The 25,381-nt window shown below is 42.5% G+C and carries 18 protein-coding genes; 12 read left to right on the plus strand and 6 right to left on the minus strand.

Annotation, left to right across the window (positions count from 1 at the left end):
• Nucleotides 1–6: 6 nt before the first annotated feature.
• From EO131_RS05560 to EO131_RS05580, 5 genes are read left to right on the plus strand one after another with little or no spacing between them, the layout of a single operon-like run.
• Nucleotides 7–690 carry a TIGR04282 family arsenosugar biosynthesis glycosyltransferase gene (locus EO131_RS05560; protein WP_164731620.1) on the plus strand — a complete coding sequence of 228 codons (684 nt, stop codon included), beginning with the start codon at nt 7–9 and terminating at the stop codon, nt 688–690.
• A gap of 59 nt (nt 691–749) precedes the next feature.
• Nucleotides 750–3,953: a SusC/RagA family TonB-linked outer membrane protein gene (locus EO131_RS05565; RefSeq protein ID WP_127019730.1), complete on the plus strand. Its 3,204-nt coding sequence runs from the start codon at nt 750–752 to the stop codon at nt 3,951–3,953.
• 10 nt (nt 3,954–3,963) lie between these two features.
• Nucleotides 3,964–5,400, plus strand: coding sequence for a SusD/RagB family nutrient-binding outer membrane lipoprotein (locus EO131_RS05570; RefSeq protein ID WP_127019732.1), 1,437 nt, complete (start codon nt 3,964–3,966; stop codon nt 5,398–5,400).
• A gap of 14 nt (nt 5,401–5,414) precedes the next feature.
• Nucleotides 5,415–6,752 (plus strand): SLC5/6 family protein, encoded by a 1,338-nt coding sequence (locus tag EO131_RS05575; RefSeq protein WP_127020076.1) that lies wholly within the window; start codon nt 5,415–5,417, stop codon nt 6,750–6,752.
• Nucleotides 6,737–7,588: a metallophosphoesterase family protein gene (locus tag EO131_RS05580; RefSeq protein WP_127019734.1), complete on the plus strand. Its 852-nt coding sequence runs from the start codon at nt 6,737–6,739 to the stop codon at nt 7,586–7,588. The genes EO131_RS05575 and EO131_RS05580 overlap by 16 nt, the downstream gene beginning before the upstream one ends.
• A 9-nt stretch (nt 7,589–7,597) precedes the next feature.
• On the opposite strand, the gene EO131_RS05585 is transcribed toward EO131_RS05580, so the two are convergent.
• Both EO131_RS05585 and EO131_RS05590 read right to left on the minus strand, forming a co-directional pair.
• Complete coding sequence (locus EO131_RS05585) at nt 7,598–8,830, minus strand: glycoside hydrolase family 113 (RefSeq protein WP_127019736.1); 1,233 nt, start codon at nt 8,828–8,830, stop codon at nt 7,598–7,600.
• Between the two features lie 273 nt (nt 8,831–9,103).
• Nucleotides 9,104–10,213, minus strand: a complete 1,110-nt coding sequence (locus tag EO131_RS05590) for a DUF2911 domain-containing protein (protein ID WP_127019738.1) — start codon at nt 10,211–10,213, stop codon at nt 9,104–9,106.
• Nucleotides 10,214–10,850: 637 nt separating this feature from the next.
• On the opposite strand from EO131_RS05590, the gene EO131_RS05595 reads away from it, so the two are divergent.
• The 4 genes from EO131_RS05595 (at nt 10,851) to EO131_RS17375 (ending at nt 14,036) form a co-directional block, all read left to right on the plus strand.
• A complete protein-coding gene (locus EO131_RS05595; protein WP_127019740.1) occupies nt 10,851–11,285 on the plus strand; it encodes a hypothetical protein in 435 nt (144 codons plus the stop codon).
• Nucleotides 11,286–11,562: 277 nt separating this feature from the next.
• Entirely contained in the window at nt 11,563–12,669 is a 1,107-nt protein-coding gene (locus tag EO131_RS05600; protein ID WP_127019742.1) for a PAS domain-containing sensor histidine kinase, read from the plus strand.
• A gap of 4 nt (nt 12,670–12,673) precedes the next feature.
• On the plus strand, nt 12,674–13,081 hold the full coding sequence (locus EO131_RS05605; protein ID WP_127019744.1) for a response regulator: 408 nt from the start codon (nt 12,674–12,676) through the stop codon (nt 13,079–13,081).
• Between the two features lie 826 nt (nt 13,082–13,907).
• Nucleotides 13,908–14,036 (plus strand): hypothetical protein, encoded by a 129-nt coding sequence (locus EO131_RS17375; protein ID WP_262707780.1) that lies wholly within the window; start codon nt 13,908–13,910, stop codon nt 14,034–14,036.
• A gap of 274 nt (nt 14,037–14,310) precedes the next feature.
• On the opposite strand, the gene EO131_RS05610 is transcribed toward EO131_RS17375, so the two are convergent.
• The 4 genes from EO131_RS05610 to EO131_RS05625 are packed head-to-tail and all read right to left on the minus strand — an operon-like array spanning nt 14,311 to nt 19,088.
• Nucleotides 14,311–17,478: an ABC transporter permease/M1 family aminopeptidase gene (locus EO131_RS05610; protein ID WP_127019746.1), complete on the minus strand. Its 3,168-nt coding sequence runs from the start codon at nt 17,476–17,478 to the stop codon at nt 14,311–14,313.
• Entirely contained in the window at nt 17,475–18,350 is an 876-nt protein-coding gene (locus EO131_RS05615) for an ABC transporter ATP-binding protein (protein WP_127019748.1), read from the minus strand. The genes EO131_RS05610 and EO131_RS05615 overlap by 4 nt, the downstream gene beginning before the upstream one ends.
• 21 nt (nt 18,351–18,371) lie before the next feature.
• Nucleotides 18,372–18,575 (minus strand): helix-turn-helix domain-containing protein, encoded by a 204-nt coding sequence (locus EO131_RS05620; protein ID WP_014034008.1) that lies wholly within the window; start codon nt 18,573–18,575, stop codon nt 18,372–18,374.
• 3 nt (nt 18,576–18,578) lie between these two features.
• Nucleotides 18,579–19,088: a DUF2975 domain-containing protein gene (locus EO131_RS05625; RefSeq protein WP_127019750.1), complete on the minus strand. Its 510-nt coding sequence runs from the start codon at nt 19,086–19,088 to the stop codon at nt 18,579–18,581.
• 943 nt (nt 19,089–20,031) lie between these two features.
• On the opposite strand from EO131_RS05625, the gene EO131_RS05630 reads away from it, so the two are divergent.
• Genes EO131_RS05630 through EO131_RS17310 form a run of 3 tightly spaced genes read left to right on the plus strand, consistent with a single transcriptional unit; the run spans nt 20,032 to nt 25,366 of the window.
• Nucleotides 20,032–21,939: a 2-oxoacid:acceptor oxidoreductase subunit alpha gene (locus tag EO131_RS05630; RefSeq protein ID WP_127019752.1), complete on the plus strand. Its 1,908-nt coding sequence runs from the start codon at nt 20,032–20,034 to the stop codon at nt 21,937–21,939.
• A 14-nt stretch (nt 21,940–21,953) separates the two neighbouring features.
• Nucleotides 21,954–22,925, plus strand: coding sequence for a thiamine pyrophosphate-dependent enzyme (locus EO131_RS05635; RefSeq protein ID WP_206512847.1), 972 nt, complete (start codon nt 21,954–21,956; stop codon nt 22,923–22,925).
• Entirely contained in the window at nt 22,922–25,366 is a 2,445-nt protein-coding gene (locus EO131_RS17310; RefSeq protein ID WP_127019754.1) for a ferredoxin, read from the plus strand. The genes EO131_RS05635 and EO131_RS17310 overlap by 4 nt, the downstream gene beginning before the upstream one ends.
• Nucleotides 25,367–25,381 lie beyond the last annotated feature (15 nt).

Raw genomic sequence — 25,381 nt, forward strand, 5'->3', positions numbered from 1 at the left:
GGTAACATGACTTTTAGAGACACGGCCATATTGATTTTTGCAAATTCTGCAGAAGAAGAAATTAGCAGGAAGAAATCAATACACGAGTCCAAACTTTTCGAAGAACTTACCTCGCACACTTTGCGTACGGTAAAAAAAACCGGGCTTCCTTTTTATCACTTTTCAGAAAAAGAGCAACAGGGAGCTAGTTTCGGAGAACGTTTTGCCAATGCCATCCAATCTATTTACGATAAAGGTTTTGACAATGTCATAGCCATTGGAAACGACAGCCCCCAGTTAAAATCATCCCATTTACTGGAAGTTTACAGACAGCTGCAAAAAGGGAAAATCGTTTTGGGTCCCAGCTCTGATGGCGGGTTCTACGTAATGGGATTGCACCGCTCCAAATTCAGCGCCGAGCTTTTTATAAGACTTCCCTGGCAACAGTTTGGCCTGTTCCGTAAAATTCTTGGGGTATTGCACAATCTGGGTTCCAGTATTCATTTACTCCCTTGGCTACATGACATCGATTCGGTAGAAGACATTAATCAGCTACTGGAACATCACAAAGAAATTCCTTTTGCCATTGTAAGGATATTGAATCGACTTAGAGTGGGAAAACGCAGGTTGAGCCTAAAAAAGGTTGTTTTTAGATCACAATCCTTTCCTGCATTCCACTACAACAAAGGTTCGCCGTTTCTAAACCTTTAACCAGATTTTAGAAACCAACGGGAAAGATCTCCCATCATAACAATCATTACAATAACTGAATGAAAAAAATTGCATTCGCCATTGCGTTGCTGGCTACAGCATACGTACATGCGCAAAAAACCGTTGTCGGGACGGTGACAGATGTCAACAAAAACCCGATTCCCTATGTTAACATTACCGTTTTAGATACAGAAATAGGGGCAATAACAAACGAATCGGGAAACTATAGTATCACCCTATCAAATGATGGGGGAATGCTGCAATTTTCCTCTTTGGGCTACCAAACCCAAGTCATAACCATTGGAAATAGAACAACAATCGATGTACAAATGATCGAAGATTCGGAAGAATTGGATGAAGTTGTACTGACTGCATTGGGCTTGAAACGCGAAACCAAAGAGCTCGGATATGTGGTACAAAGTATTGATGCCCAGGAAATCACGGAAGTCAAATCTGTGAATTTCTTGGACAACTTGGCCGGCAAATTGGCCGGGGTTACCATTAGCCAAGGTCCCACTGGGGTGGGATCCACTTCTCGCATAAGCATTAGGGGCGAAGCTTCCTTTTCCAATAATAATCCATTGTTCGTAGTGGATGGAGTCCCCATAAACAACAACTCGGTTTTCAATTTCACCAACGAAGCTGCGGCCGGATTTCAGGAGGTGGATTTTGGAAACGGGGCCATGGAAGTAAACCCTGATGACATAGCCGAAGTTTCAGTACTAAAAGGTCCAAGTGCGGCGGCACTCTACGGAACAAGGGCCTCCAACGGGGTCATTGTCATTGAAACAAAAAGTGGAAAAAACACAAAAGGGTTGGGCATAAGTTACAATACCAGTTTTTTTGTGGATTCGGCCTTTAAATTGCCCGATTTCCAGAATGAATACGGTCAAGGTCAATCCGGAGCTTTTGAATATGTGGATGGTCTTGGCGGCGGAGTCAGTGACAACATCACCTATAGTTGGGGACCACGATTGGATGTCGGGAACCTCATCCCCCAGTTTGATAGTCCTGTGACCTTGGCAGATGGCACCGTGGTAAGAGGGGGCGATACCTCACTATATAATGGGCTTCCCATTGAACCAACCGAGTTTAGATCACACCCCGACAACCTTAAGGATTTTTATAAAACCGGAACCACTTTCATCAATAATCTGGCCATCTCCTCCGGGTTCAATAAAGGAAATCTCAGACTTTCCTTCACCGATTTGCGAAGTGAGTCGATCATCCCAGGGGTTAATCTAGACCGACAGACCATTGCTACGCGGTTAACATTTGAACCGGTAGATCGGTTGCGCATCAATTCGTCCATTAGTTATGTAAATTCCAATAGTGACAACAGACCCTCCAACGGGTATGGTTCTGAAAATGTGAACTATTCTTTGGTGGCCTGGGGCCCTCGCTCACTCAATATTGACAGTCTGAGGGATTATTGGCAACCGGGGTTGGAAGGACTACAACAGTATTCCTTCAATTACACCTTCTTTGACAATCCTTTCTTTATCCTGTATGAAAACAGAAACTCCTTTAACCGTGATAGGGTATTTGGAAATGTCTCTGCTTCCTATGACATTTCCGACCACCTTTCCGCAACGCTCAGAACAGGAATGGATTATTCCAACGAGCTCCGGCAATTTAGGCGTTCCTTCAGTTCCAACAGATTTGCGAACGGGGCCTATGCCGAACATGACGTATTTTATCGGGAAATCAATACCGACTTTTTACTCAACTATAAAAACACCTTTGGGAACATAAATGTCGATGTTTCCCTTGGCGGAAATCGTTTGGATCAAAAAGCGATTACCTCACAATCCCAGACCACCAGTTTGGCACAACCGGGAATTTTTAGATTGTCCAATGCGGCCTCCCCTATTGAGGTGTTTGAGTTTGAGTCCAACAAACGCATCAATAGCTTTTATGGATTGGCCAAATTTGGCTACAAGGATTTTCTATTCTTGGACATTACCGGACGGAATGATTGGTCCAGTGCCTTGGCCACACCCTTTTCTGTGGATAATGCCTCCTTCTTTTATCCATCCGTTTCTTCAAGTTTCATCCTGTCCAATGTCATGGATTTACCCAAGGCCATTTCTTTTGCAAAACTTCGGGCCAGTTGGGCGCAAGTGGGAAATGATACCGATCCATACCAAACCTCGGGGGCTTTTGTGGCTCGTACCCCTTATAATGGACAACCCACATTTAGTGAGCAGGAGATAATTGCCAACCCAAACCTGAAACCCGAACAAACCTCTTCTTTTGAAGTGGGGGCAGACGTCCGTTTTTTTGGCGATCGTCTCAATTTTGATGTTTCCTATTACAATGCTGTTACAAAAGATCAAATCATTTCACTCCCGATAGGTATATCATCCGGATATACCCAACAGGTTGTAAATGGCGGTAAAGTCAGGTCCAAAGGAGTGGAAATCATTGCAGGTATTACACCCTTCAGCAATGAAAACTTTAGTTGGAACAGTACATTCAATTTTAGCAGGAACCGGGCTACCGTAGAGGATTTGCCCCAAGAGGCAGGACGCTTGACATTGGCTTTCTCAAGAATTTATGACAGCCAAAATCAAACCGTTTTCATACAGGTGGAAGAAGGAGGCCGAATTGGGGATTTGTATGGCACGGGTTACCTCAAAAATGAAAATGGCGATTTTATCCTAACGGAGGAAGGCCGGTTCATCCCGGACAACAACCTCAAAAAACTGGGCAACTATAACCCAGACTTTATTTTAGGGTTCAACAACCAATTCCGATACAAAAATTGGGACTTGGGCTTTCTATTGGATTGGCGACAAGGCGGTATCATCGTTTCCCGGACCAGGTCCTTGGGTAATGTGGGAGGGCAATTGGCAGAAACGGCCTTTCGTCCAGTAGAAGGGATTGTACCCCAAGGGGTGGTCAATGTGGGAACAGAATCCAGCCCGGTTTATGAGGCTAATACCGTTGCAGTTTCTGCAGAAAGCTATTACCGCCAATATTATGACCGCAACCATGAAGAGAACAATATCTATGATGCTTCATTTCTAAAATTGAGACAATTGTCGGTTGGTTATACGTTCGATCGTTTCCCTTTGTTGGGGTCAAGCGCAAGTTTGAGACTGTCCCTCATCGGAAGAAACCTATTTGCCATTACCGAAAACCCGCATTTTGATCCAGAGCAGTTTGCCGTTCAAGGCAACACTTTTGTTGGAGGGGTCGAAGACCTGTCCTACGCAACTTCCCGTAGTATTGGAATTAAAGCAGGGTTTAATTTTTAAAGTGAAAAAGATGAAAAACATTTATATAGTACTGATCACGGTATTGCTGGTTTCTTGCACAAAAGACTTTGAAGAAATCAACACCAATCCCAACCAACCCTTATCCGTGCAACCCAGCCTGCTGCTACGTCAGGTAATTTATGATTATGGAGAGCAAATGTCTTACGAAGGATTCACCGCGGGCAACCTGTTGGGACAGTATACCACGGCCCTCGATTTTAATCTTTTTGATCGGCATGATCTGAAGTCGCCCCAATTGGGCGGAAATCCATGGCCCATTTTTTATCAAAACCTAAGGGACAATGAAACCATTTTACAGCTTTCCCTACAGAATGAAACCCTTTCGGTTTATGAAGGTCCTGCCAGAATCATGAAAGCGTACATGGCAGCAGCCTTGACGGACTTGTTCGGTGATGTCCCCTATTTTGAAGCTTTTCAGGGGAAAAATGGCACGGTTACCCCAAAATATGACGATCAAGAACTGATATATACGGGTGAAGAGGGAATCCTGGATAACTTGGACAAGGGCATTGCTGCATTGGAAAACTATACAGGAAGTATTGCTTTGGAGGGTGATATTCTTTTTAGCGGAGATTTACAAGGTTGGATTCGTTTTGCCAACTCACTAAAGATAAAAGCACTGCTCCGAATTTCCAATAAATTGGATGTTTCAACCAAATTGCAGACCATTTATGATTCCGGGAAGTATATCCAAGGGAATTCAGAAAATGCCATTTTCAATTTTACCGATGGGGAGCCCAATAACTTCCGATTGGCCAGACTAAGGATCGGGGACTTTAATAATTTTGTGCTGTCCGAAACCATGGAAGAGCAATTAAAAAACCTGAACGATCCAAGAATTTCCGTTCTTTTTCGACCATTTTCCAATAGTGATTCTGGGGAATTCAACGGATTGCTGAACGGTATCGATGCATCCCAGACCACAGTGGCATTGGCAGATTATTCATTGGCCGGAACCATTTTCAGGGAAAACACAGGTGATCTGGATGCTAATTTTATGACGAGCTGGGAAGCGCATTTTTTGCTGGCGGAAGCCGCGGAACGTGGATTGATAACCGCAAGCGCGCAGCAGCTTTATGAAACCGGGGTTGCCCAAGCCTTTGAATATTGGCAAGTGGAACTCCCTACCGATTATTTGACTGTCAGCGCACCTTATGGTTCGGGGGGAGATGCATCCATTGAACAAATAATCACCCAAAAATGGATTGCGAACATGATCAATGGATATGAAGGTTGGATCGAATATCGCCGTACAGGTTTTCCCCAACTCAAAACACTCTCTGCCAGTTTGAACAACGATTTGATACCTGTCCGTATGCCCTACCCTGCGGAGGAAGAGGCACTCAACAGTGTCAATTATCAGGATGCCGCTTCACGGACCGATGGCAACAGCATCAATATCCCTGTTTGGTGGGATGAAAATTGAAATCACTACTCATGATTGATGTACTATTTTGGCAATGGACCTTGGTAATCATATCCAGTATGGCGCTGTTTTTTGTTTCGCCCATGGCCAAAAACACGGATCAATTTTTTAATGCCGTAAACCACAGGAAGACCCCGAACAGCCTTATGCTGATGGGGTCTTTGGTTATTTCATGGATCTTTGCCAAAAGCATCACGAATGCGGCTAATTTAGGGTTGGAGTTTGGTTTGGTGGGAGGTATGGCCTATGCCGCCTACTACCTTTCATTTGCCGTAGCCGGAATTATTATCTATCGAATGCGAAAATTGGGGGGCTTTACCAGCATCCATCATTTTCTGACCTCTCGGTTCGGGAAAGGGGCAGTTGCCCTATTTTCCGTTTTGATCACTATTCGCCTGTTCAACGAAATCTGGAGTAACACCATGGTCATCGGTTCCTATTTTGGAAATACGGGATCCACTTCTTATTACTTGTCCATCATGGTCTTTACCGTGCTCACCCTCGCCTATGCGCTGAAAGGTGGCCTTAGTAGTTCCATATTTACAGATGGTGTTCAAATGGTGTTGTTCACCGTCTTGTTGATCATCATATTGTGGAATGTTTTTAGTGCGGACATTTCATTTTCCGCCCAGACCGTTCTTAATTCGGGAGCATGGTCTTTTGATACGGGACTGAATTTGTTGCTTGCTGCCGTTCTTCAATCCTTCAGTTATCCTTTTCATGACCCTGTGCTCACGGACCGGGGCTTTTTGAGTTCTCCAAAGGTTACCCTGAAAAGTTTTCTTTGGGCAAGTATAGTTGGGGGGTTGTGTATTGTACTGTTCAGCATTATAGGTATTTATGCCCAACATAGTGGACTTACAGGCCAAGCAGCGGTCGCGGTTGGAAAATCGTTTGGTATTTTTACATTGTTGATCATCAACTTGATCATGATCACTTCCGCTGCTTCCACCTTGGACTCCACATTTTCCTCTTTTTCCAAGTTATTGGCAGTGGACCTGAATCTGGGAAACAGTATTTCCTTCGGTAGGTTGGCCATGATCGTGATCGCTATTCTGGGAACCATTCCTGTTTTTTTAAATGCTGAAATTCTATCAGCTACTACAATAAGCGGCACCATGGTGATAGGTTTAACCCCAATTTTTATGTTTTGGAAGCAACAACCGCCAAAAATGAGCTTTTATCTCAGCGTCATTAGTGGAATTCTCTTTGGTATCGTGTTGGTTTTTGATGTATTTCCAGAAAGTTTGATCTTTTCCTCGGGAAAATATGCAGATTTGTTGTGGGTGAATTTTTGGGGAATATTGAGTTGTACAATTATGTATTTGTTACCACTATGGATAAAAAAATAGCGCATTTGGGCAAAAAAACGGGAAAAATGCTTCTTTTCGGGGGTGTTTACAGCAATCTGCAAGCGTTGGAAACCTTGATTTCGATTGCGGAGCGTGAAAAAATAGACCCTTCAAACTGTATCTGCACTGGCGACATTGTTGGGTATTGTGCACAACCGGAAGAAACCATCCAAAGGTTCAAGAAATGGGGAGCCAATAGCATAGCAGGTAACGTGGAGTTCCAATTGGCCCACGACAAAGAAGACTGCGGATGTGATTTTGAAACCGGAGGGCGTTGCGATATTTTTTCAAAAATGTGGTATCCCTATGCCAAAAACCAATTATCCACCAATTCAATGGAATGGATTGCCGAACTTCCTGATTATTTGACATTTACCTATGGAGAAAAGACAATTATGGTAGTCCATGGCTCCTATGGAAACATTTCCAAATATATCTTCAAGTCCACTCCATTGGCCAAAAAAGAATCACAGTTTAAGGATACGGCGAGTGATATCATTATTGCCGGACATTGCGGTTTGCCCTTTAGTAATATATCACAAAATGGTGTTTGGTTGAATCCAGGAGTAATCGGTATGCCTGCCAACGACGGCACCCCTAGGGTTTGGTACATGATCCTTGACGATAGCAATGGGTGTTTGGAATATACACACCATCATTTTCAATATGATTATAGGACAACCCAACAGTTGATGTTGGACAACGGGTTGCCAAAAAGTTATGCCGAAACTTTGTCCACCGGTATTTGGGATAACATGGAAATTCTCCCGGAAACCGAGAAGAAACAAAAAGGTTTGGCCATAGATTTTGGAGATAAGGAATTTTTACTTTCCTAACTTGAAAGTTCACTTTTCAATTTTCGTGGCAAATCCTGCTGCAATGATATTTTGGGCAGGTTTATTTTGCGGGGTAAAATCGTGATTCTTTTCAAAAATTCCATTGGACGCTTTTGCTTGCCATTTCCAAATGTGGACCCCATAAAACCAATCCTCCTTCCAGATGGTATTAAAAAATGCCCTGTATGCAATGGCTTGGGTCTTAAAGGAAACTTTGGTGAACAATCGATCATAGATCGTGACCCATCTCCAGGGTCTGGCAGCAGCATCTTCGGTACTTTTATATCCCAGTTCCGTGAAAATCACCGGTTTGTCGAATTTTTGGGATACCGTTTTTATATTCTTCGAGTACTTTTTCCAACTATTTTCCATATCCTTTAAGTTGGTTTTTCCATTTCCAACCAAAGGGAAATAAGCCTGAATTCCGATGAAATCCAAATCCTCCCAAAAGGATATGATATCATATTCTTGGTCCCAGTTGGCCGCATAGGTCAATTGCCCGGAATACACCGTTCTGATTTTGGCGATCAACTGTTTCCAAAAGTCAGGTTTTTGGGTAGAGAGACGGGCTAATTCGGTTCCGACACATAACAACTCAACTCCATTTTGCTCCGCTATTTTGGCAAAATGCAACAAGTGTTCTTGGTAATTGGCCGACCATGATTTCCACACATTATCATTTTTTGGAAAGATGTCCGATCTCCATTTGCCATCCCCTTCGGATAACCAGATATGGGGTTTTAAAAAAACGCTAAGTCCACGATTATGGGCCAACGTGATTTTTTCTATAAGTATGGAATCCTTATTCCGTTGCCTTGGATCCAATGATAAGTTGTTCAAACTACCCTCAACATGGTTTTGTCCGATAAAGGGGGCTAGGGTAATCCATTCAATATTGTTTTGGATCAAAGGTCGTAAGGTTAGGTCATCGATCTTACCAAAAACATGGATACCACGTTGTTTATAATCGTTTTCATAGGCACTGCTGGCACATTCCGAAATGTTTTCCACTGTATGGTTCCAAGTGTACTCATAATCCTCTCCGTTCACATAGGATTGGGACAAGTTGAAAAGAACCATCAAAACCACTACTGGTGCGATAACCAACCCTGTGAAACGATAGACCAACCTTACAATTCCTCCATTTTTGTACACGTTGACAAAGTATGCAATAGCCTCCACCATGCCCATTAGCAGCATGATAAACACCCAAAACTGCCAAGCCCTGATCAACGCTGACAAGATATTCCAAATGGTATTCTTGAACTGATCCCAGGAAATTTCTTCAGACAAGAATAGGGTCGCTAAAACCAGTAAACAACCAAAAACAAAAGAGAACAATAGCCTCCATAAGAATCGCTTAAGTTTATATTTGGTTGGACTTAACATTGTACGAATCAAACTATGTTCAAACGGGTTGTTACATCTAATGCATTGAAGTATGGACAGCCATCTTGTTGGAACTACAAAAATTAAATTAAGCCCAGTTTAAAACTGGGCTTTGTTGTGTTGTTCTTAGTTGGCACCCAAATCTTCTTCCAGCTTGGTTATGCTTTTCTTTATGGCATTCTTAACAAATTCATTGGGCGCTTTGTCTTTGGCTATTTTCAAGTGCTTAAGTGCACTTTTATAGTTTCCAACGCCAGAGTACCCACTGGCCAAACCATAATCTACTGGCCAAACCCCTTTGTGCTTTTTGGCATTCCATTTAAAAATCTCCAGAGCCTCCTCATGCTTGTTTTGGGCTGTCAAGCGCCTACCGTAATTGTGCACTTGCATTACGGTTCCCAATGGTATTGCTTCCTCCATCAGTTCTTTCGACTCCTTTAATTTTCCTTGCTTCTCCAATATCTGCGATTTGATCTGTAAATTATTGAAGTTTCTCTCGCTAAAAAAGCGTCCCTCTATGGCTATGTTGACCCAATCCAGGGCCTCCTCGAGGTCTCCCCCATTGTTTAGGGCGAAATTGGCGGCCTGTTCCCAACTCTGTCTACTAAAACCGACCACATCCTCCAATTGATGGCGGATTTCGGTCAGAACAATTTGGGTGCTATTCACCCCTATTTTAAAAGGAACCTGTTTTTCGGCCCAGTTCAACGATGCAACAACCGAATCTGCCGCGACATTTTCAAATGTGTAGGCAAGCTGTTCAACATGTGGTATTTTTTTGGTCTCAACATCGACCCGTAAGGCATCTTCTGTAGGATCATAGGCATAGCTTCCCCAAGACCAGTAATTATTGGAAAAAATGATGGTCGCTGTGTTATTTTCATGAATTACCATATGAAGACCATACTTACCTGCAGGCAGGGGCTTACCCTCGATCATAATATCATGTGTGGTGGTAAAAACAGTATTTTCATTGGCGCCTGCTCTCCAAGGAGACTCCGGAGCAGTTCCTCCAAGATTGTTCATTCCGTAAGGAACCAAAGTGCCCCAAACTTCCCTTCCATTTACACTGGGTCTTGAATATGAAATTGTGATATCGGTGATGCCGACACGTTGGATAACCGTTGCAGCTTGACTGCCTCGGGGCAAAAAATTAAGTTGGGCGGTGACGGTATTGCTTACCGCGAACAGCAAAATAAAAATTGAAGTGAGATTAATCGAAAATAATTTTTTCATAGATTGTTATTTATGGGTTAATTAGTAAGGACATTAATTATGAGCTACTGAAATTCAAAGGCCAAATTTTGGATTGAAATCCCAATGAACGTTGTCTCATTGGAGATTATGTGATTGAGATTACCCTGAGAACCTTGCCCAATCTTTAAGGTCCGATTATGAGGTAATGGTCGTAAGGCAAACAAATTTCTTAATGAAAAAATCAATTTTTTTTTGCAATCAGCAATTGATCAGCCGATAAACGGGGTACTATCAATATAATGGAAAGTTGAAGGCATTGGGATGGTTTCACTACGAAACTAAAACAGTGTTCCAGATATAACCTGTATTACAAAATTGCCCAAAACGCGATTTTGTGCAGAATTTGTACTTAAAAAAGAGTTGCAATTGTAAAAGTGCAACTCTTTAATTTTCAAGTCAGGGTGGCAGACCAATCCCTTATAACATAAATAGTGGATTTTTAGTATTTTACATTTTTGATTTGGACCAGTTAACCCAACCCTGTACCGTGTTCAAATCGGCACATTCAGAGGCAAAACTTATGGGAGTTTAACACCCCTAATTAAGACATTTATTAGACAAGCAACGATTTGATTTTCAATGTATCTTATAGATATTAAATCAATTCCTTTTCTTCATGAAAAAGTTAGCCTTACTTGTTCTATTGTCTTCTTTAATCATCAATCAATCTTGTGATAGTTCAGATGAAGGTATGGACAATCAAGGTAACCTACTTTTTGAGCTTCAATACATAAATACGGGTTTATCGGGGAAAATTATCGAAAAGAAGAATTTAGAATTTAATGAATTCATTGAATTTTCATCCGACAATCAATTTGTCAAAAGAAGGGTGTACCCAGACAGTACCAGTATTGCCAAAGGCAATTACCTTTTGACCCAATCAAAAGACTCGAAGTACTATGAACTTGAATATGAAAAAGATAGCTATTTAATTCAAAATTGTACAGGTTCCCTCAAGGAGCATTTTTCCATTTTGAACAACAACGAAATATTCAATGGGAGCTACCTCCTATGTGATGGCCCTGGTTTTGGATACAAATTGATCGACTAATATCAAACTGACTTCGGAAAGTATACTTTTAAAATTGTTTAAGAGTATTTCGAACGCACTCATTAAAAACAAAAATTAATTGTTCAACATTCTGAACTGTAAATTCATATAGCCCCAATTTAGGAAAGGCTATAAACTTTCCCAAATATCGGGTTGCATACAGTTATGGATAGGTAAAAGTCTACTACTATGTATTTTATACAGGTTTTTTTGTAAGTATTTTCGTAAATTGTGGGATTAAAGGTTGCCCCAATTGGATTAAATCTACTTTTTTGATATGCTTTCAGAGAATTCAGACAAAATACAATTGTTCAAGTATCTCGAAGGAATTTTCACTGAATTGGAACAGCAAAAGATTGCTTTGGACAAATCTGCGATCGTGGCCTTTACCGATATCAAGGGGAACATTACTTATGTCAACGACAAGTTCTGCGAAATATCACAATATTCAAGGGAAGAACTTTTGGGTCAAAACCATCGTATTATCAACTCTGGTTACCACGAGCCCAAGTTTTTCCGTAATCTTTGGAAGACGATAGCCCGTGGAAATATTTGGAGCGACGATATCAGGAACCGGGCCAAAGATGGATCCTATTACTGGGTCGCCACAACGATTGTTCCCTATCTCGATGCTTCGGGCAAACCCTACCAATACGTCTCCATTCGGTTTGACATTACCAAACAAAAGAATCAAGAACTGGAGTTGGTGCGCAGAAGCAAACAATTGGAGGATTTCTGTTTTATCGTATCCCACAATCTACGGGCACCCCTATCCAATTTACTGTTATTGACCTCAATGATTCAGGAGAGTGATGATTCCGAAGAGCAGAAAGAGTTGATAGGAAGACTGGTGAAACCGGTCCACCTTTTAAATGAAACCTTCAATGAACTTGTGGAATCCCTGCAAATTAGGCAGGATACTGATATAGAGAAGGTGAACCTTAGTTTCAAGGACTGTTTGGAAAATGCCATGGAAGCTTTGAACGTCGCAGTGCTCTATCCAGACATTGAGGTTCACCATGATTTTAATGAGGTGCCGGACTTAAAGTACCCCAAGAAATACCTTGACAGCATTTTTCAAAACCTGCTCAGCAACGCCATAAAATATCAGTCTCCAAAGAGAAAATTACAGATACGGATAAAAAGCTACCTAAGGGAAGGGAGTACCTGGCTAGAGTTTGCCGATAATGGACTTGGAATCAATATGAAGGTCCAAGGCCATAAATTGTTCGGTCTTCGAAAGACATTTCACGATAATCCTGATGCCAAGGGATTTGGGCTCTTCATTACCAAATCCCAAATTGAAGCCGTTGGCGGTATGATATATGCGGAGAGCACACAAGGAAGGGGGACCACTTTTTTTATAAAATTTAATGCCAAATGACCCTATGAAAACAATAGATACACTTTACTTGATAGATGACGACGATACCTATCAATTTATAGTCCAAAGGACCTTGAACAGTTTGAACCTGGTCAATTCCATAAAGCTTTTTTCCAATGGAAAGGCAGCCATTGATTTTTTGGAGGCGACACTCCATGATATTGAACAGATTCCCGATGTGATTCTGTTGGATCTGACCATGCCCATAATGGATGGTTGGCAATTCTTGGAGCAGTATTTGCGCTTTAGACCAAGAATTGGCAAAAAGGTGGTGATCTTTGTGGTGTCCTCATCAATCGACCCTCGGGATATGCAGCGTGCAAAATCAATCAGTGAGGTTACGGATTATATCATCAAACCATTGACCAAATCCAAACTGATCTCCATGCTCCACGAAAGTCTTGAGTCCTAAATGCTATTAAAAAATTCTGTGAAATTGTGGTTATTGAGTAACTAAAGAAATGTGAATTAAAATGGCTGACGAAAAATAATTATGACTGAACCATCCTTATGACTATAGGTCATTGTAAATCAGAAACAAGCACTGAAATTTAAGAACCTGCACGCCTAATTGCACACCTATTATTTGGTTTTAAATGAAATCAAATAAGTGTACAAAAAACAAAAAACCCTTGTAAATAGAATTGCTGACCGATTTGCGACCAATAAGTAATTAATCTTTGAGCAAAAAGCTTTATCTGAAGTCTAAAACCAATTATTTGAAAGCAAAAAGGCAAGGATACGACTTTCGTTGATCAGAACCTTTTTGCGTCTTGAATACATTGCAACATATAAAAATGATATGCCACTAAAAAAGGGAGTGGGACAGCAATGATACCAAAGGACTTTAATTTTGCATCTTCAAAGCCTTGGAAACTTTCTTAAATATTCGATCTCGAATTTTCAGATTTGGCAATATACCAATCCTAACTCGGAGTTATTTTCCAAGTATCATCAAATTGCTGTTTGTCCGTTATGTTCCAATGCGCAATTGTGAGTATAAACAAGTTGGAATTTCTTGGGACGTTGTGATTTCATCTGTCGTACAACCGAATAAAAGGAACTTAAAACCAACAACCACTATGAATAGGTTGCGTTTGGACCTTGTCTGTATAACAATGTCTTCACAACAACTAAAATTTAATGATAACTACCCTTTTAAGTTTACAGATCAGTGTCAATAGTTTTCATAAACCTAGGTTGGGTAGTTCGGTTGTGGGAAGATTTAAATCATTTTTATGTCGTTGAAATTACAGCCCTCCACTTTTGAAAATCCCGGAACCCATTTAGATTATGGGGTTATAATTGATTTCATTTTGATTGCTGTTGAAATTGAGGACTTGGGGTATCCACAAGGAAATATTTGATTGCAGTTCTTGGGCAAGTCCAGTGATAGTGTAACCCTTTATGGACAGCTCTAAATGCAACTATTCATGTTTTATAGAGCGCAATGCCCCCAGTATACCTGCCAATAACCATACGGCGAAAGTAAAGATGATAAGATTACTTTGAAAAGGCAAGAAGCTCGGGCGAGAGCATGGTACACTATGGTGGTAGCTACCAACCGTTTTAATCGTTGGATACAAATTATACAAATCGTTAGGGCCGCCACTTCCTATTTGCACTCTACTGGATACAACTTTAGTTCCGGCCAAAAAGTGATTTTATTTGTGCATGATCAGCAGTATCGCTCACGGCCAGTATCTCCTCCAATAAGTCCAAGGAAATCGGACGTGCATTCGGATACTTGTTTTTTTCAAGGAAGGATTTCAAGGCCCTGTTCAATTGGTGTTCCCCGATCAGTTCACTCAACCTTACAAATACCAAAGCTCCTTTGGAGTAGGCCAAATAGGTATCGCCCGGAGCCACCTCTAGCAAGGATTTTTTTACATGGAGGCCTTTTTCTGCATCATAAATTTGTTGATGTATGGCCAGGCGTTCCTTCATTTTTTCCTTTCCGTACATCTTTTTATAGATCATCATTTCGGTGTACATGGCCAAACTTTCCGTTAGCATGGAATACCCTTCCCTGAGGTCGGGTACAATCTGATTGGTGCCCCACCAAAAATGGGCAACCTCGTGGCCTGCAAGTTCATTCACTACATCTTGATTGTCCGCGGCGTTGAGATTGGCATTGAACGTCATGTGCTCAGTCATAAAAATGGTTCCGGGATAAGCAGTCCCGGCAAAACCCTGGGTAAACGATGAGACCTCTGAATACGTGATGGACTTAAAAGGGTAGGGACCAAAATTTTCAGCACAGTAGTCCAAGGTAAGTTTGGTGTTTTCCAATAGATGTTCAACATTGTTTTTGTGCAATGGATGATGATATACCGTAATGTTGATGTTGTTATGCTCAACACTTTTCCTTTTATAGGCTCCAGAAGAAAGTGCAAAACGGAACGGAATGGATTTGGCGGTGTAATCATAATACCCCCTTCCATCAACATGCCACTGTTTTGTCAATGCCCCGGTACCTATCGCGATTTGATTTTCAGGTGTGGAAATTTGCATTGTAAGATCAACGGCATCATCCTTTATTTCCTTGAGTGCTTCCAGTTTCCGCAGTTCGGTGGATTTTCCCAAACCATGTGTTTTTCGTAAATGGACATCGGATAGTTCCCTTGCTTCATCGTATCCAAATCGTGGAAAGTATCGGCTGATTCGCAAAAACGATCCATCTTCAACAATGGCATTAAAGGGATGGTGGCCATTTATGGCCTGCCATTTATAAGCGATTTCAAACATCAGTGTTGCGGAATCTTGTGGCTGAATGGGCCGATTAACGATCAACTCCGATACGTGATTTTCAATTTTGACTTTTTCATTTCCGTAGGCATAAACAAGGGATACAATCTCCATTTCTTCGGGAACAGTAATCAACATGGAATCGATTGGTTTACGGTGTGTGTTTTTTAAGACATATTCCCCTGCAACCGTATAGGATTGTTCCTCCGGATATAGATCGATTTGGGTAGTTACTTTTTTGATGGTGGGTTGATGTATGTGTTGATATTTCCTATACTTTTTTTCATAGGATACCTGCTCGGCAACCAATTCCTCCTTTCCCTTTTTGGGAATGTGATTTTCCAGGTACTGCATGCTACTGATCAATGCAAGGCATGCACATAGGGCAATCCCAAAACCGGTGGCCAATCTGTTGGAACGAAGTTTGACAAGGTTGTGGAGCAGGAATACAGCTCCGATCAACGAAAAGCCAAAGGCCAATCGCCAAAGGAAGGGATATAGGTAAGCCCCATAGCCCAAGAAGTCGCTGTACGTTCCCCGGTAGCCGGAGATAAACCGAAACAACGAATTGGCAATTATACTTTTGGAAACAGGGGTGGCGAGGAGTAAAAAACATATCATGGAAATACCCAAAGCCATGGATTTACTGTTGCAAATGGTATTTATAAAAAGTAAGAAAAGTGCAAAGAGCAACAAAGGTAGGGTGTTAAAAACGAATACCCCTAAATAGGCTTCCCCATCAAAAAAAGGGAACCGGAACACCCATTGAAAAGTAATGGCTTCTAAAAGCATTAGTGAAGTAAGGGAAAACAGCAAGAGCATAATACTTCCCAAATGTCCAACACGCTTTTCCATCGCATGGAAGGTCGTTCTCTCGATCATGGAAAACCCGCTGGCCTCGCTCCTCCAAAAGATATCGTTCACAAAATAAACCAGGACCAAACTTCCCATAGCAAAAAAGGTGCTGTTGATGGTTTGTGCCAAAAGACCGGAACTGGCATAGAGTTGTGGTAAACGAACTCCCTTGTTGATATCATCAAACATTTCCACACCGACATAAAACAGCAACAATAGGGATACGGACACAAAAGCAATGCTTTTGAATACATGGATCGAATCCATTTTCATAAAAGACAGTATTGCTTGCCATTTTGATGTTTTTCCGAATACCGTCGACACGGTGTAATAAGAGTGCGCCAGATAGCTTCGTTTTACGCTACTTATCTTTTTTTTTGATTTCCCTTTAAATCGAGGTTGGAATGAAAAGGCACGTATCCCAAAATATACCACGCCCAAGGAGAAAAGTGTTAAAGCCGACCTGTTGATGAGCCATAGATTGGTTAGCGGTACGACTTGATTATTCCGTTGATGGACATCAAGGTTCCTAGCTTCAAAAAAGTATCCGGAAAGCCCAAATAGATCGACCAAGGCAGAAACACATTGTACCCCTATGGATTGTGGCAACGCTTGTGCCATGAACGGTGCATTGGAAAACATAAGGGCGACCATGTAAAGCACATAGAGCAATACCCCGGAAATGGCCACCAATAATTTGGTTTTAAATCTTTGTGCCACAAAAAACAGGATGCTGCAGACTGCCAAAGCATTCACAGCCCCGAATAACAAGAAGGGGTAGCCAAAATGCCACAATCGAAAACCTGGCATCAAATCGGTATCTTCCGTAAGATGAAGCCCTAGTGCATAACCTACGATCAGCATAAAAAAACCAGACAGCGTAAATAGATAAAAGGAGCAGAAACGAGCTAGCGCAAATGCTTTCTTCTTGATGGGGGTGGAGAAAACTATCAGACCGAAATTAGCATCCTGTTCCTTGAACAGCAATGAAAAAGCCAGAATGGTCGCGATTAAAATATTGGTAAGGCTCAGCAGCCCTATCATAAACCCCACTGAATAGGATGCATTGGCAGCCAGCCCATCGCCCACCGAAATATGGAATTTAAAACCGGCCATGAAACCGATACCCAACAAAACCAGTAAAACAATGTAAGTCGCCTTTTGGTTGCCAATGGCGTGTATGTCGTTCAAAAAAATGGTTCTCACAGTACAGCAGTGTTTAAATGGGCAAAGTAGGCATGTTCCAAACTAGGGTCTGTGGGCGTAAAACCGGCAGGGCAATCGTCGGAAAAAACGGTAACCTTCATCACCCGTTCAACCAAACGGCTGTGTATGATCTGATGATTGGATTCCACTTGTTCCAACTCCTTTTGAGTGACCGCTTTGCTCCATAATTTACCGGAAAGCTCACGTAGATAGGCTCTCGGCGATCCTTGCGAAACAACCTGTCCATTTTTAATGATGGCCATCTGTGAGCATAAATTTCTCACGTCTTCCACTAAATGGGTCGATAGGATAACGATGATGTCCTCGCCAATGGCACTGAGCATCATATTGAAGCGGTTTCTTTCCTCGGGATCCAAGCCAGCAGTGGGTTCATCCACAATTACAATCTTGGGGTTTCCCAATAACGCTTGTGCCACCCCAAAACGTTGTTTCATTCCACCGGAAAACGTATGTACCGTTTTGTTCCTAACATCGGTCAAATTCACTTGTTCCAATAAATTCATGATTTGACCATGCCGTTGTTTGGCATTGCCGACACCTTTCAATTTGGCCAAATGTTCCAATAGATTATAAGCGGATACTTTAGGGTACACTCCAAAATATTGAGGTAAAAAACCTAGATGTTTTTGAATATCAATTGGGTTTTTGACCACATCCACACCATTAAAATGGATAGTGCCTTCTGTTGGTTTTTGCATTCCAACAATGGTTTTCATAAGGGAGGATTTACCGGCACCATTGGGTCCCAATAACCCAAATATGCCATTGTTGATCTCTAGATTTAAGGCAGTAAGTGCCTTGTACCCATTGCTGTACACAAGGGATACATTATTGATTTTTAATGTATTCATGATTTAAATATGTTGAAGGAACTACGCTACATAGTCAATGATGTCCCCTGGTTTACAGTCCAAGGCCTTGCAGATGGCCTCAAGGGTCTCAAAACGGACACCCTTCGCCTTTCCATTTTTGAGGATGGACAAATTGGCAGGGGTAATGCCAATTTCTTCCGCTAGATCCTTGCTCTTTATTTTTCGCTTGGCAAGCATAACATCAATATTTATAATAATTGGCATGGCTTAAATGTATAGGTCCTGTTCGTTCTGTAAGGATAGCCCTTGGTTGAAAATCTCTGAAATGATGAATATAAAAATGCCCAAAAAAAGGTGTAACGCGATCATGACGAATATGCCTTTCTCAATTTGGATAAAGAACGATGAAAAGGCAACCACAACTATGGGCAATATAATGTTGGCCAAATAGAATCGCTTTAAATGTTTAATGTTGGTTTGGGTAAAAAGCTTTTGTTGAAAAAAGACCCTAAATACCTTGGAAAGCAGCCAAAAAAACAGCGTATAGGATAAAACAGGTAGCAAAAAAGCAAAGAGAAAATACGACTGATCGTTGTCCAATATCAAAAAAGATCTATCGGTAAAAGGATAATTGATTATCGTTGTGGTATCAACGGTCTGGATATTGGTTTTGGTCATCCAAGCGAAACTCCCGTAAAGCCCGATTACCAAATAGATCCAAGCAAGCCCCTTGGTAACGGCATATAAAATCTTGGATAGGATTTTTGTTTTTTTCATTATTGATTACAACTATAATGTTTCTGCAAACATATAATAAATTATTGTAAAACAATAATAATATATTGTATTATTAAACTACGCAAGATATTATTGACGGCCAAGGTCAAAATGTTCAATACGGTGGAAGGTTACATTGCCTTAGGGTATCCCCGCCAAAAGTATTCAGAAAGCGATTTTTTTGGAAGATGAACGTACTTTGCTCAACAATGTAAGTCTAGCGGTTGGGGGCTTAATGGAATAAAAGCAGATCCAAGATGTCGAGGAAGAGACCAAAAGACAAATGGAGCGTGCCGATAGGTTCCACTTTTAGTTGAAGATTTACAGTCAGCCAAATTTTTAAAATCTCCACTAAATTGAAATTCAAACTCGATCTTGATTGGAGTTTTAGCATTATTCTTATTGACGATACTGAGGTCAACTCTAGTTTTTTTTCCCTAGGATGCTCAGCAAAAGCTTTTGCATCTGTTCCTTAGAACCCTTTATTAAGTTCCTCTAAAATTAAATTCCAAATGTGATTTTCATGTTTCAGATTGGGATAATTACAATTTACTTTTTCAAGTTTTTTTAAATAAATCTGATTCTATTACACCTTCAATCAATTGTGATATTCTTTCCACTTCCATTGTTCATTTGAACTTTGATTTGTTGAATCCAATCATTTTGAATTAGGGCTGTCATTGAAAAACTTTAATGCTCTTAAGAATTGTCCGGTCAAATGCAGTGGGTCCAGGTGGCACAAGCATATTAAAAAAGGAAAGCATGTTACCTCATTTTGTCGGGATAACCGAACTAAGGTCATTCCATAAGTTTATAAACTACTCCTACCCATAGGGTCGAGGAGTTCTTTAGATCCATAATTTTAAATGTTGATATATATCATTAAATGCAAATTTGGTTTTTGCTACTTTGAAGCTGTTTATAATCAAAAAGCCAAGACAATATGGATCACATTGTAAGCGGTGATATCTTGAACGAGGGCGACCGGATTAAACCCAGAAAAATCAAACAAGCGATTGTTGAAATTGTAAGCGATTCAGGCGAAGGAGCCCAAAAATGTGGACAGAGCTTCGGGGCAATTTCCGCAAAAATGGGAAATGGCGTTTGGACCGTTGAGATTATTCCGGCAGAAATACAACCACCCGCACGTTCCCGAGAAGGCGCCTCCGGAATCCGGGTGCGTATCGGTTCCGATAAAGTGAGCAATATGGGAAATTACGCCGATCTAGTGATTGCCCTCAATGAGCAGGTGCTGTACGGTCGGATCCGTCAAGATGCCTATAATGGGAATACCCTAATGTTTATCGAGAATAAATGGGCCAAAAGCGAACAGGAATCCATAAGACAGCAATACTCGCAAGCACTACTGGAATTTAAGGAATTGGGCATTCAGGTGGTCGAGATTCCCATGGAAGAGGAATGTCTGAAACTAATGCCCGATCCCCGCAAAGGTAAAAACATGTGGATATTGGGCCTGCTCTGCTATATGTACGATCGTGACATCCCCAAGGCCGAGAATCAGATCCGAAGAATCTTTAAAAAGAAAACCGATGCGGTAATCGATTTGAATATCAAGTTGTTGCATGCGGGATATGATTGGGCCAGGGAACATCTTCCCTTACGTTACGAGGTGACGCCGATGGATGTGGATGATGATATGGTGGTCATGAACGGAAATGAAGCCCTCAGTATGGGCGTCATGGCATCGGGTATTGAACTGTGTTCGATGTATCCGATTACACCTGCGACATCCGTATCCCATCACCTTGCCGAAAATTTTGAAAGGGTCGGGGGTATCGTGCATCAGGCAGAAGATGAGATTGCTGCGATCGGATTTGCGATCGGTGCTTCCTTCGCAGGAAAACCGGCAGTAACGGTTACCTCGGGACCGGGATTGGCGCTCAAGACCGAGTTTATCGGTTTGGCCGTCATGGCTGAAATCCCACTCGTGATCATTGATGTTCAGCGAGGGGGGCCCTCTACCGGATTGCCAACGAAGGTTGAACAGAGCGACTTGTTGGCAGCGATCTACGGGGAGGCAGGGGATGCCCCAAAAATCGTGCTTGCAGCCGCTACTATCGAAGAGTGCTTTCACTTTGTTGTTTTGGCGCGCAAGCTTGCCGAATCGTTCCGCACGCCCGTCATATTATTGAGTGATGCGAACCTGGCAACAGGGGTACAACCCTTCCCGCGGCCAAAAATCGACCCCTTGTGGCTGACCAATCCCATCGATCAGAGCCCTTGGAAGGATGGGGCCATGCCATTTGAATGGGATGAAAATACAGGAACCAGTAAAAGACCGATTCCGGGGCAGAAAGGCGGTATGTATACCGTAACGGGACTGGCCCATGGACAGACGGGAAAGGTGGCATACGACCCCGAGATTAATCAGGCCAGCGTCGAAAGCCGAAGCCGAAAGATCGCCTCTTTCCAAAAAAGCCTTAAACCACCAAAGATCAACGGTGACCCGGAAGGTGATATTCTGCTGGTTGGTTGGGGATCTACACTTGGTGCCATAGAGGAAGCCGTAGCCGATGCCCGTGCCGAAGGACTAAAGGTAAGCAGTCTGCACTTGCGATTTCTCTTTCCAATCGTTCCTGGGTTGGTTGATATCTTCAAAAGATTCAAAAAGGTCATCACTGTTGAGATCAATTATAGCGATACGCTGGGCAACCCGATGGTCACTCAGGAGAATCGCCGCTATGCCCAGTTGGCATGGCTCCTTAGGGCAAAAACACTCATGGATATCGATTGTTTCAGCAATGTCTACGGGCAACCCCTGAACCCTGAAAAGGTATTGAAAATGATCAAGCGCGAATTGAAAATTGAAAACTCTGAAGTCAACGTATAAAAACTTGTAATGGTATGCTTGTACAAACTCATGAATTATGTTCTATCCCCTCCCTTGACCATGATTATGGTATGGAGGATTATGGCAAAGGCGTAGCCCGCTGGTGTCCGGGTTGTGGGGGCCACTCCATACTCACCACGGTACAGCGCGTCTGCAAGGACATGCAATATGAACCTGAAAAAACAGTGGTGGTCTCCGGGATCGGATGCAGCGGTCGATTTCCACATTACATGGGAACCTATGGGTTTCACGGCCTTCATGGAAGAGCATTCCCGGTAGCCAGTGGTGTGAAATTCAGACGACCGGACCTCAACGTTTTTGTTGTTACCGGAGATGGGGATTGTTGCTCAATTGGTGCAGCACACTGGGTACATGCCATTCGGTACAATATGAAAATGGTGGCATTGCTCTTTGATAATGGCATTTATGGTTTGACCAAAAAACAAACTTCACCCACCAGCCCCTTGGGCACCCATTCCAATACGCACCCTAGGGGTTCCATCCTTCCTCCGATTAACCCGATACAAACTACCTTGGGATTGGCCAATGTCTCCTTCGTGGCGCAGACCGTGGATTGGAATTCTGCCCACCTCTATGCGACCATACGAAAAGCGGCAGAGCATCCCGGCCTCGCCTTTGTGCGCATCGTTCAACGGTGCCCTGCATTTATGCGCGATCTGTATGGTGATATTGCTGTCGACCCGAAAAACCTTATTCTGCTCTCACACGAAAATGGAATCAATCTGAAACCAAAGGCACGGGAAGCCTTTGGTCGAGTGATCGAGCACGACCCTTCCAATATTCACAAGGCTAGGGAACACGCAGAGATCAATAATGGCATTCCAATCGGTTTGCTATATCAAAATACCAACAACGCCCGCTATGATGAATATGGAGCTCACAATCTCGGAATGGGCGTTGAAGAAAAAAAGAAGAATCTGGAATCCTTATTGGACCAATATAGTACTAGTAATTCAGTGGAATGAACGAAATAAATAATTCATATGCGGATCGGATCCTCGACTGTTATGCCGATAGGAACGTCGTGGTTGCAAGAGAGCAAGAACCCGCACCTCAGCATGAGGAATTGAAAAGCTATCGCGATCAATTGCACAAGTACTTTGTACAGGGCGTAAAAACGGACTTTTGCCAAAATAGTAACGTGGCTCCGATTTTGTCCGCCCCTTGTTTGCGGGGCATAGTACCTGCCACGCGCTATCCGGTACTATTCGATCAGGAAAAAAGCAATCTCTGCAGCCTTCAAGAGCGACTCGAAGTATTGATCTCAGATCATTGTGCTGCGGACATCAGTAAAGTCTTAATCGAGAAACTCCCCTCCATCCTCTTGTCACTGCAAGGGAAATTGCAAGTGGCTGAACCGGAACTTAATTATGGCCCCCAGGTACATGAATTGATGGAAATATTGGGCAATGCTTTGGGAGACGATACGCCCAAGGATTTGCAAAAACAATTAGATCTAATAAAACAAAAGCTCTTATCCTACCAAGGGCCCATCATGGATTTTGGTGCACGGACACCTTTTCAACTGCTCCATATTCATTTGAAAGCGCGAATTGCCACCTTTTCAGAGTTCATTGTTGATATGCAACGGAAACTATCCGGATTGGATGAAATTGTCGACCTTCAGGATAAGGGCCAGGAAAAAGACAGTACGCATTTTGAGTTTGCCAAGGACCTTTTGTCTTTAGACGAAGTACAGGATGTGGCACCTCGCAAGGTTAGTTCAAATCTGCCAAAGGCGAGACTCAAGCAAATTCGGGATAGCATAAAAGTACTTTCCAACGCTGTGAAATCTTATTCAGAGCATCCCAATAAAATCTTTATTACAAAAAAACTACTGGAAAGCTACCACCTTAATGAGGTGTTTGGTCAGGCAACTATTGAAGTTGTGGAATCTGACGCCATATCGCACGCCAAAGTCTATTTAAAAAAGGAATTGGCAAACTTTGTAGCACTGATCCGGGCGATGCGTTTGGCGGAGCTTGAGATAGGACAGGCCTACGATGCATCTTTGCACGATGCCTATTTTGCAGGATTCGCGCCGTCCTATCTGAATTCTGGGGATATCAAATATTTTCCCCCTGTCCTAGTCATTGACGAGAGTCGCAATATTGCCGACCAGCCAAAGGATTTTCTTTCCATGTTGTCAGACGGTGCCTTTGTTAAGGTTTTCGCCATCAATACATTGAACGACATCAATTTACCTGTCGTAGCTTCTGAGTTGGAAGAAAGCGCACTAGAAATTGCATCACTGGCCATCTTTCGCAGAAATGCCTATGTGTACCAGGGAAGTATTGAAGATCCCCATGCTTTTGAAAATGCCATACGTGATGGTCTGAACGCCACCGCACCGGTACTCTGGAACGTATTGCTACCGAATGCCGGATCGGAAGATGCCCCCGGTTGTCACATCAAGATCCATAGGGCAATCGAAAGCCGGCAGTTTCCACGCCTGACTTACGATATCGAGGCTGGAATGGATTTTGGAAGCCATTTCAATTTGGAGGACAATCCGCAATGCGATCTCTTATATCCAAATCAAGTGCTGGAAATCAAAATTCCCGGTGGAAAGCATACGGAACAAATTAGTCTGAGCTCAGCGGATTTTCTTGCAATGGAAACGCACAATATGCAAGCCCTTGAGATAATTCCCGACTGGTATCAAAACGAAAATCTGGTATCTGTAGTAGACTATCTTTCAGCCGATCCGGAGTCCCAGATTGGAAAGATACCCATCATTCAGGTAGTGGATGAGGACTACAAACTGCATAGGGCGGCCATTCCTGCATCCTGGCTTCAACGGATCAGAAGTAGGCTGGAGTATTGGCGTTTTTTACAGGAACTCGGGGGTATCAAGAGCCAGCATTTTGAAAACAAGTTGTCGAGGTCCAAAGCTGAGTGGACACAGGCCAAGGAAGTAGAATTAAAAGAACTGGAAGCGCGATTATCCGAGGAGTTTGAAACCCAAAGATCCGGTGACATAGAAAAAGCCATTCACAATATACTCTTTGCACTCGTGGAGGGAAAAACTGACTTGGCCAGCCTTGCGGTCAATTCAACCGCTCCGGTGCCCGTGAGCGTAACATTGGAAGCGGATAAGGAATCAGTTGAAACAGTGCCGGCTCCGAAGGAAACACCACAAGAAGAAGTATCGGTGAGTAAAGTGGCCTGGGTGGAAAGCGATGAATGTACTTCTTGCAACGATTGTATCAATGCGGTACCCAATGTTTTTAAATACAATAGTGACAAACAAGCCCATGTGCACAATCCCAAAGGCGACACTTTCGCAAAGATCGTTGCTGCAGCGGAGAAATGCCCGGCCATGTGCATCCATCCGGGTTTGCCACACGACCCGAATGAACCCGGGTTGGAAAAATTGTTGAAAAGAGCGGAGAAATACCAATGATCCAGTTGGCCTGTT

This window comes from Flagellimonas beolgyonensis (genome assembly GCF_003992615.1).
GTDB lineage: Bacteria > Bacteroidota > Bacteroidia > Flavobacteriales > Flavobacteriaceae > Flagellimonas > Flagellimonas beolgyonensis.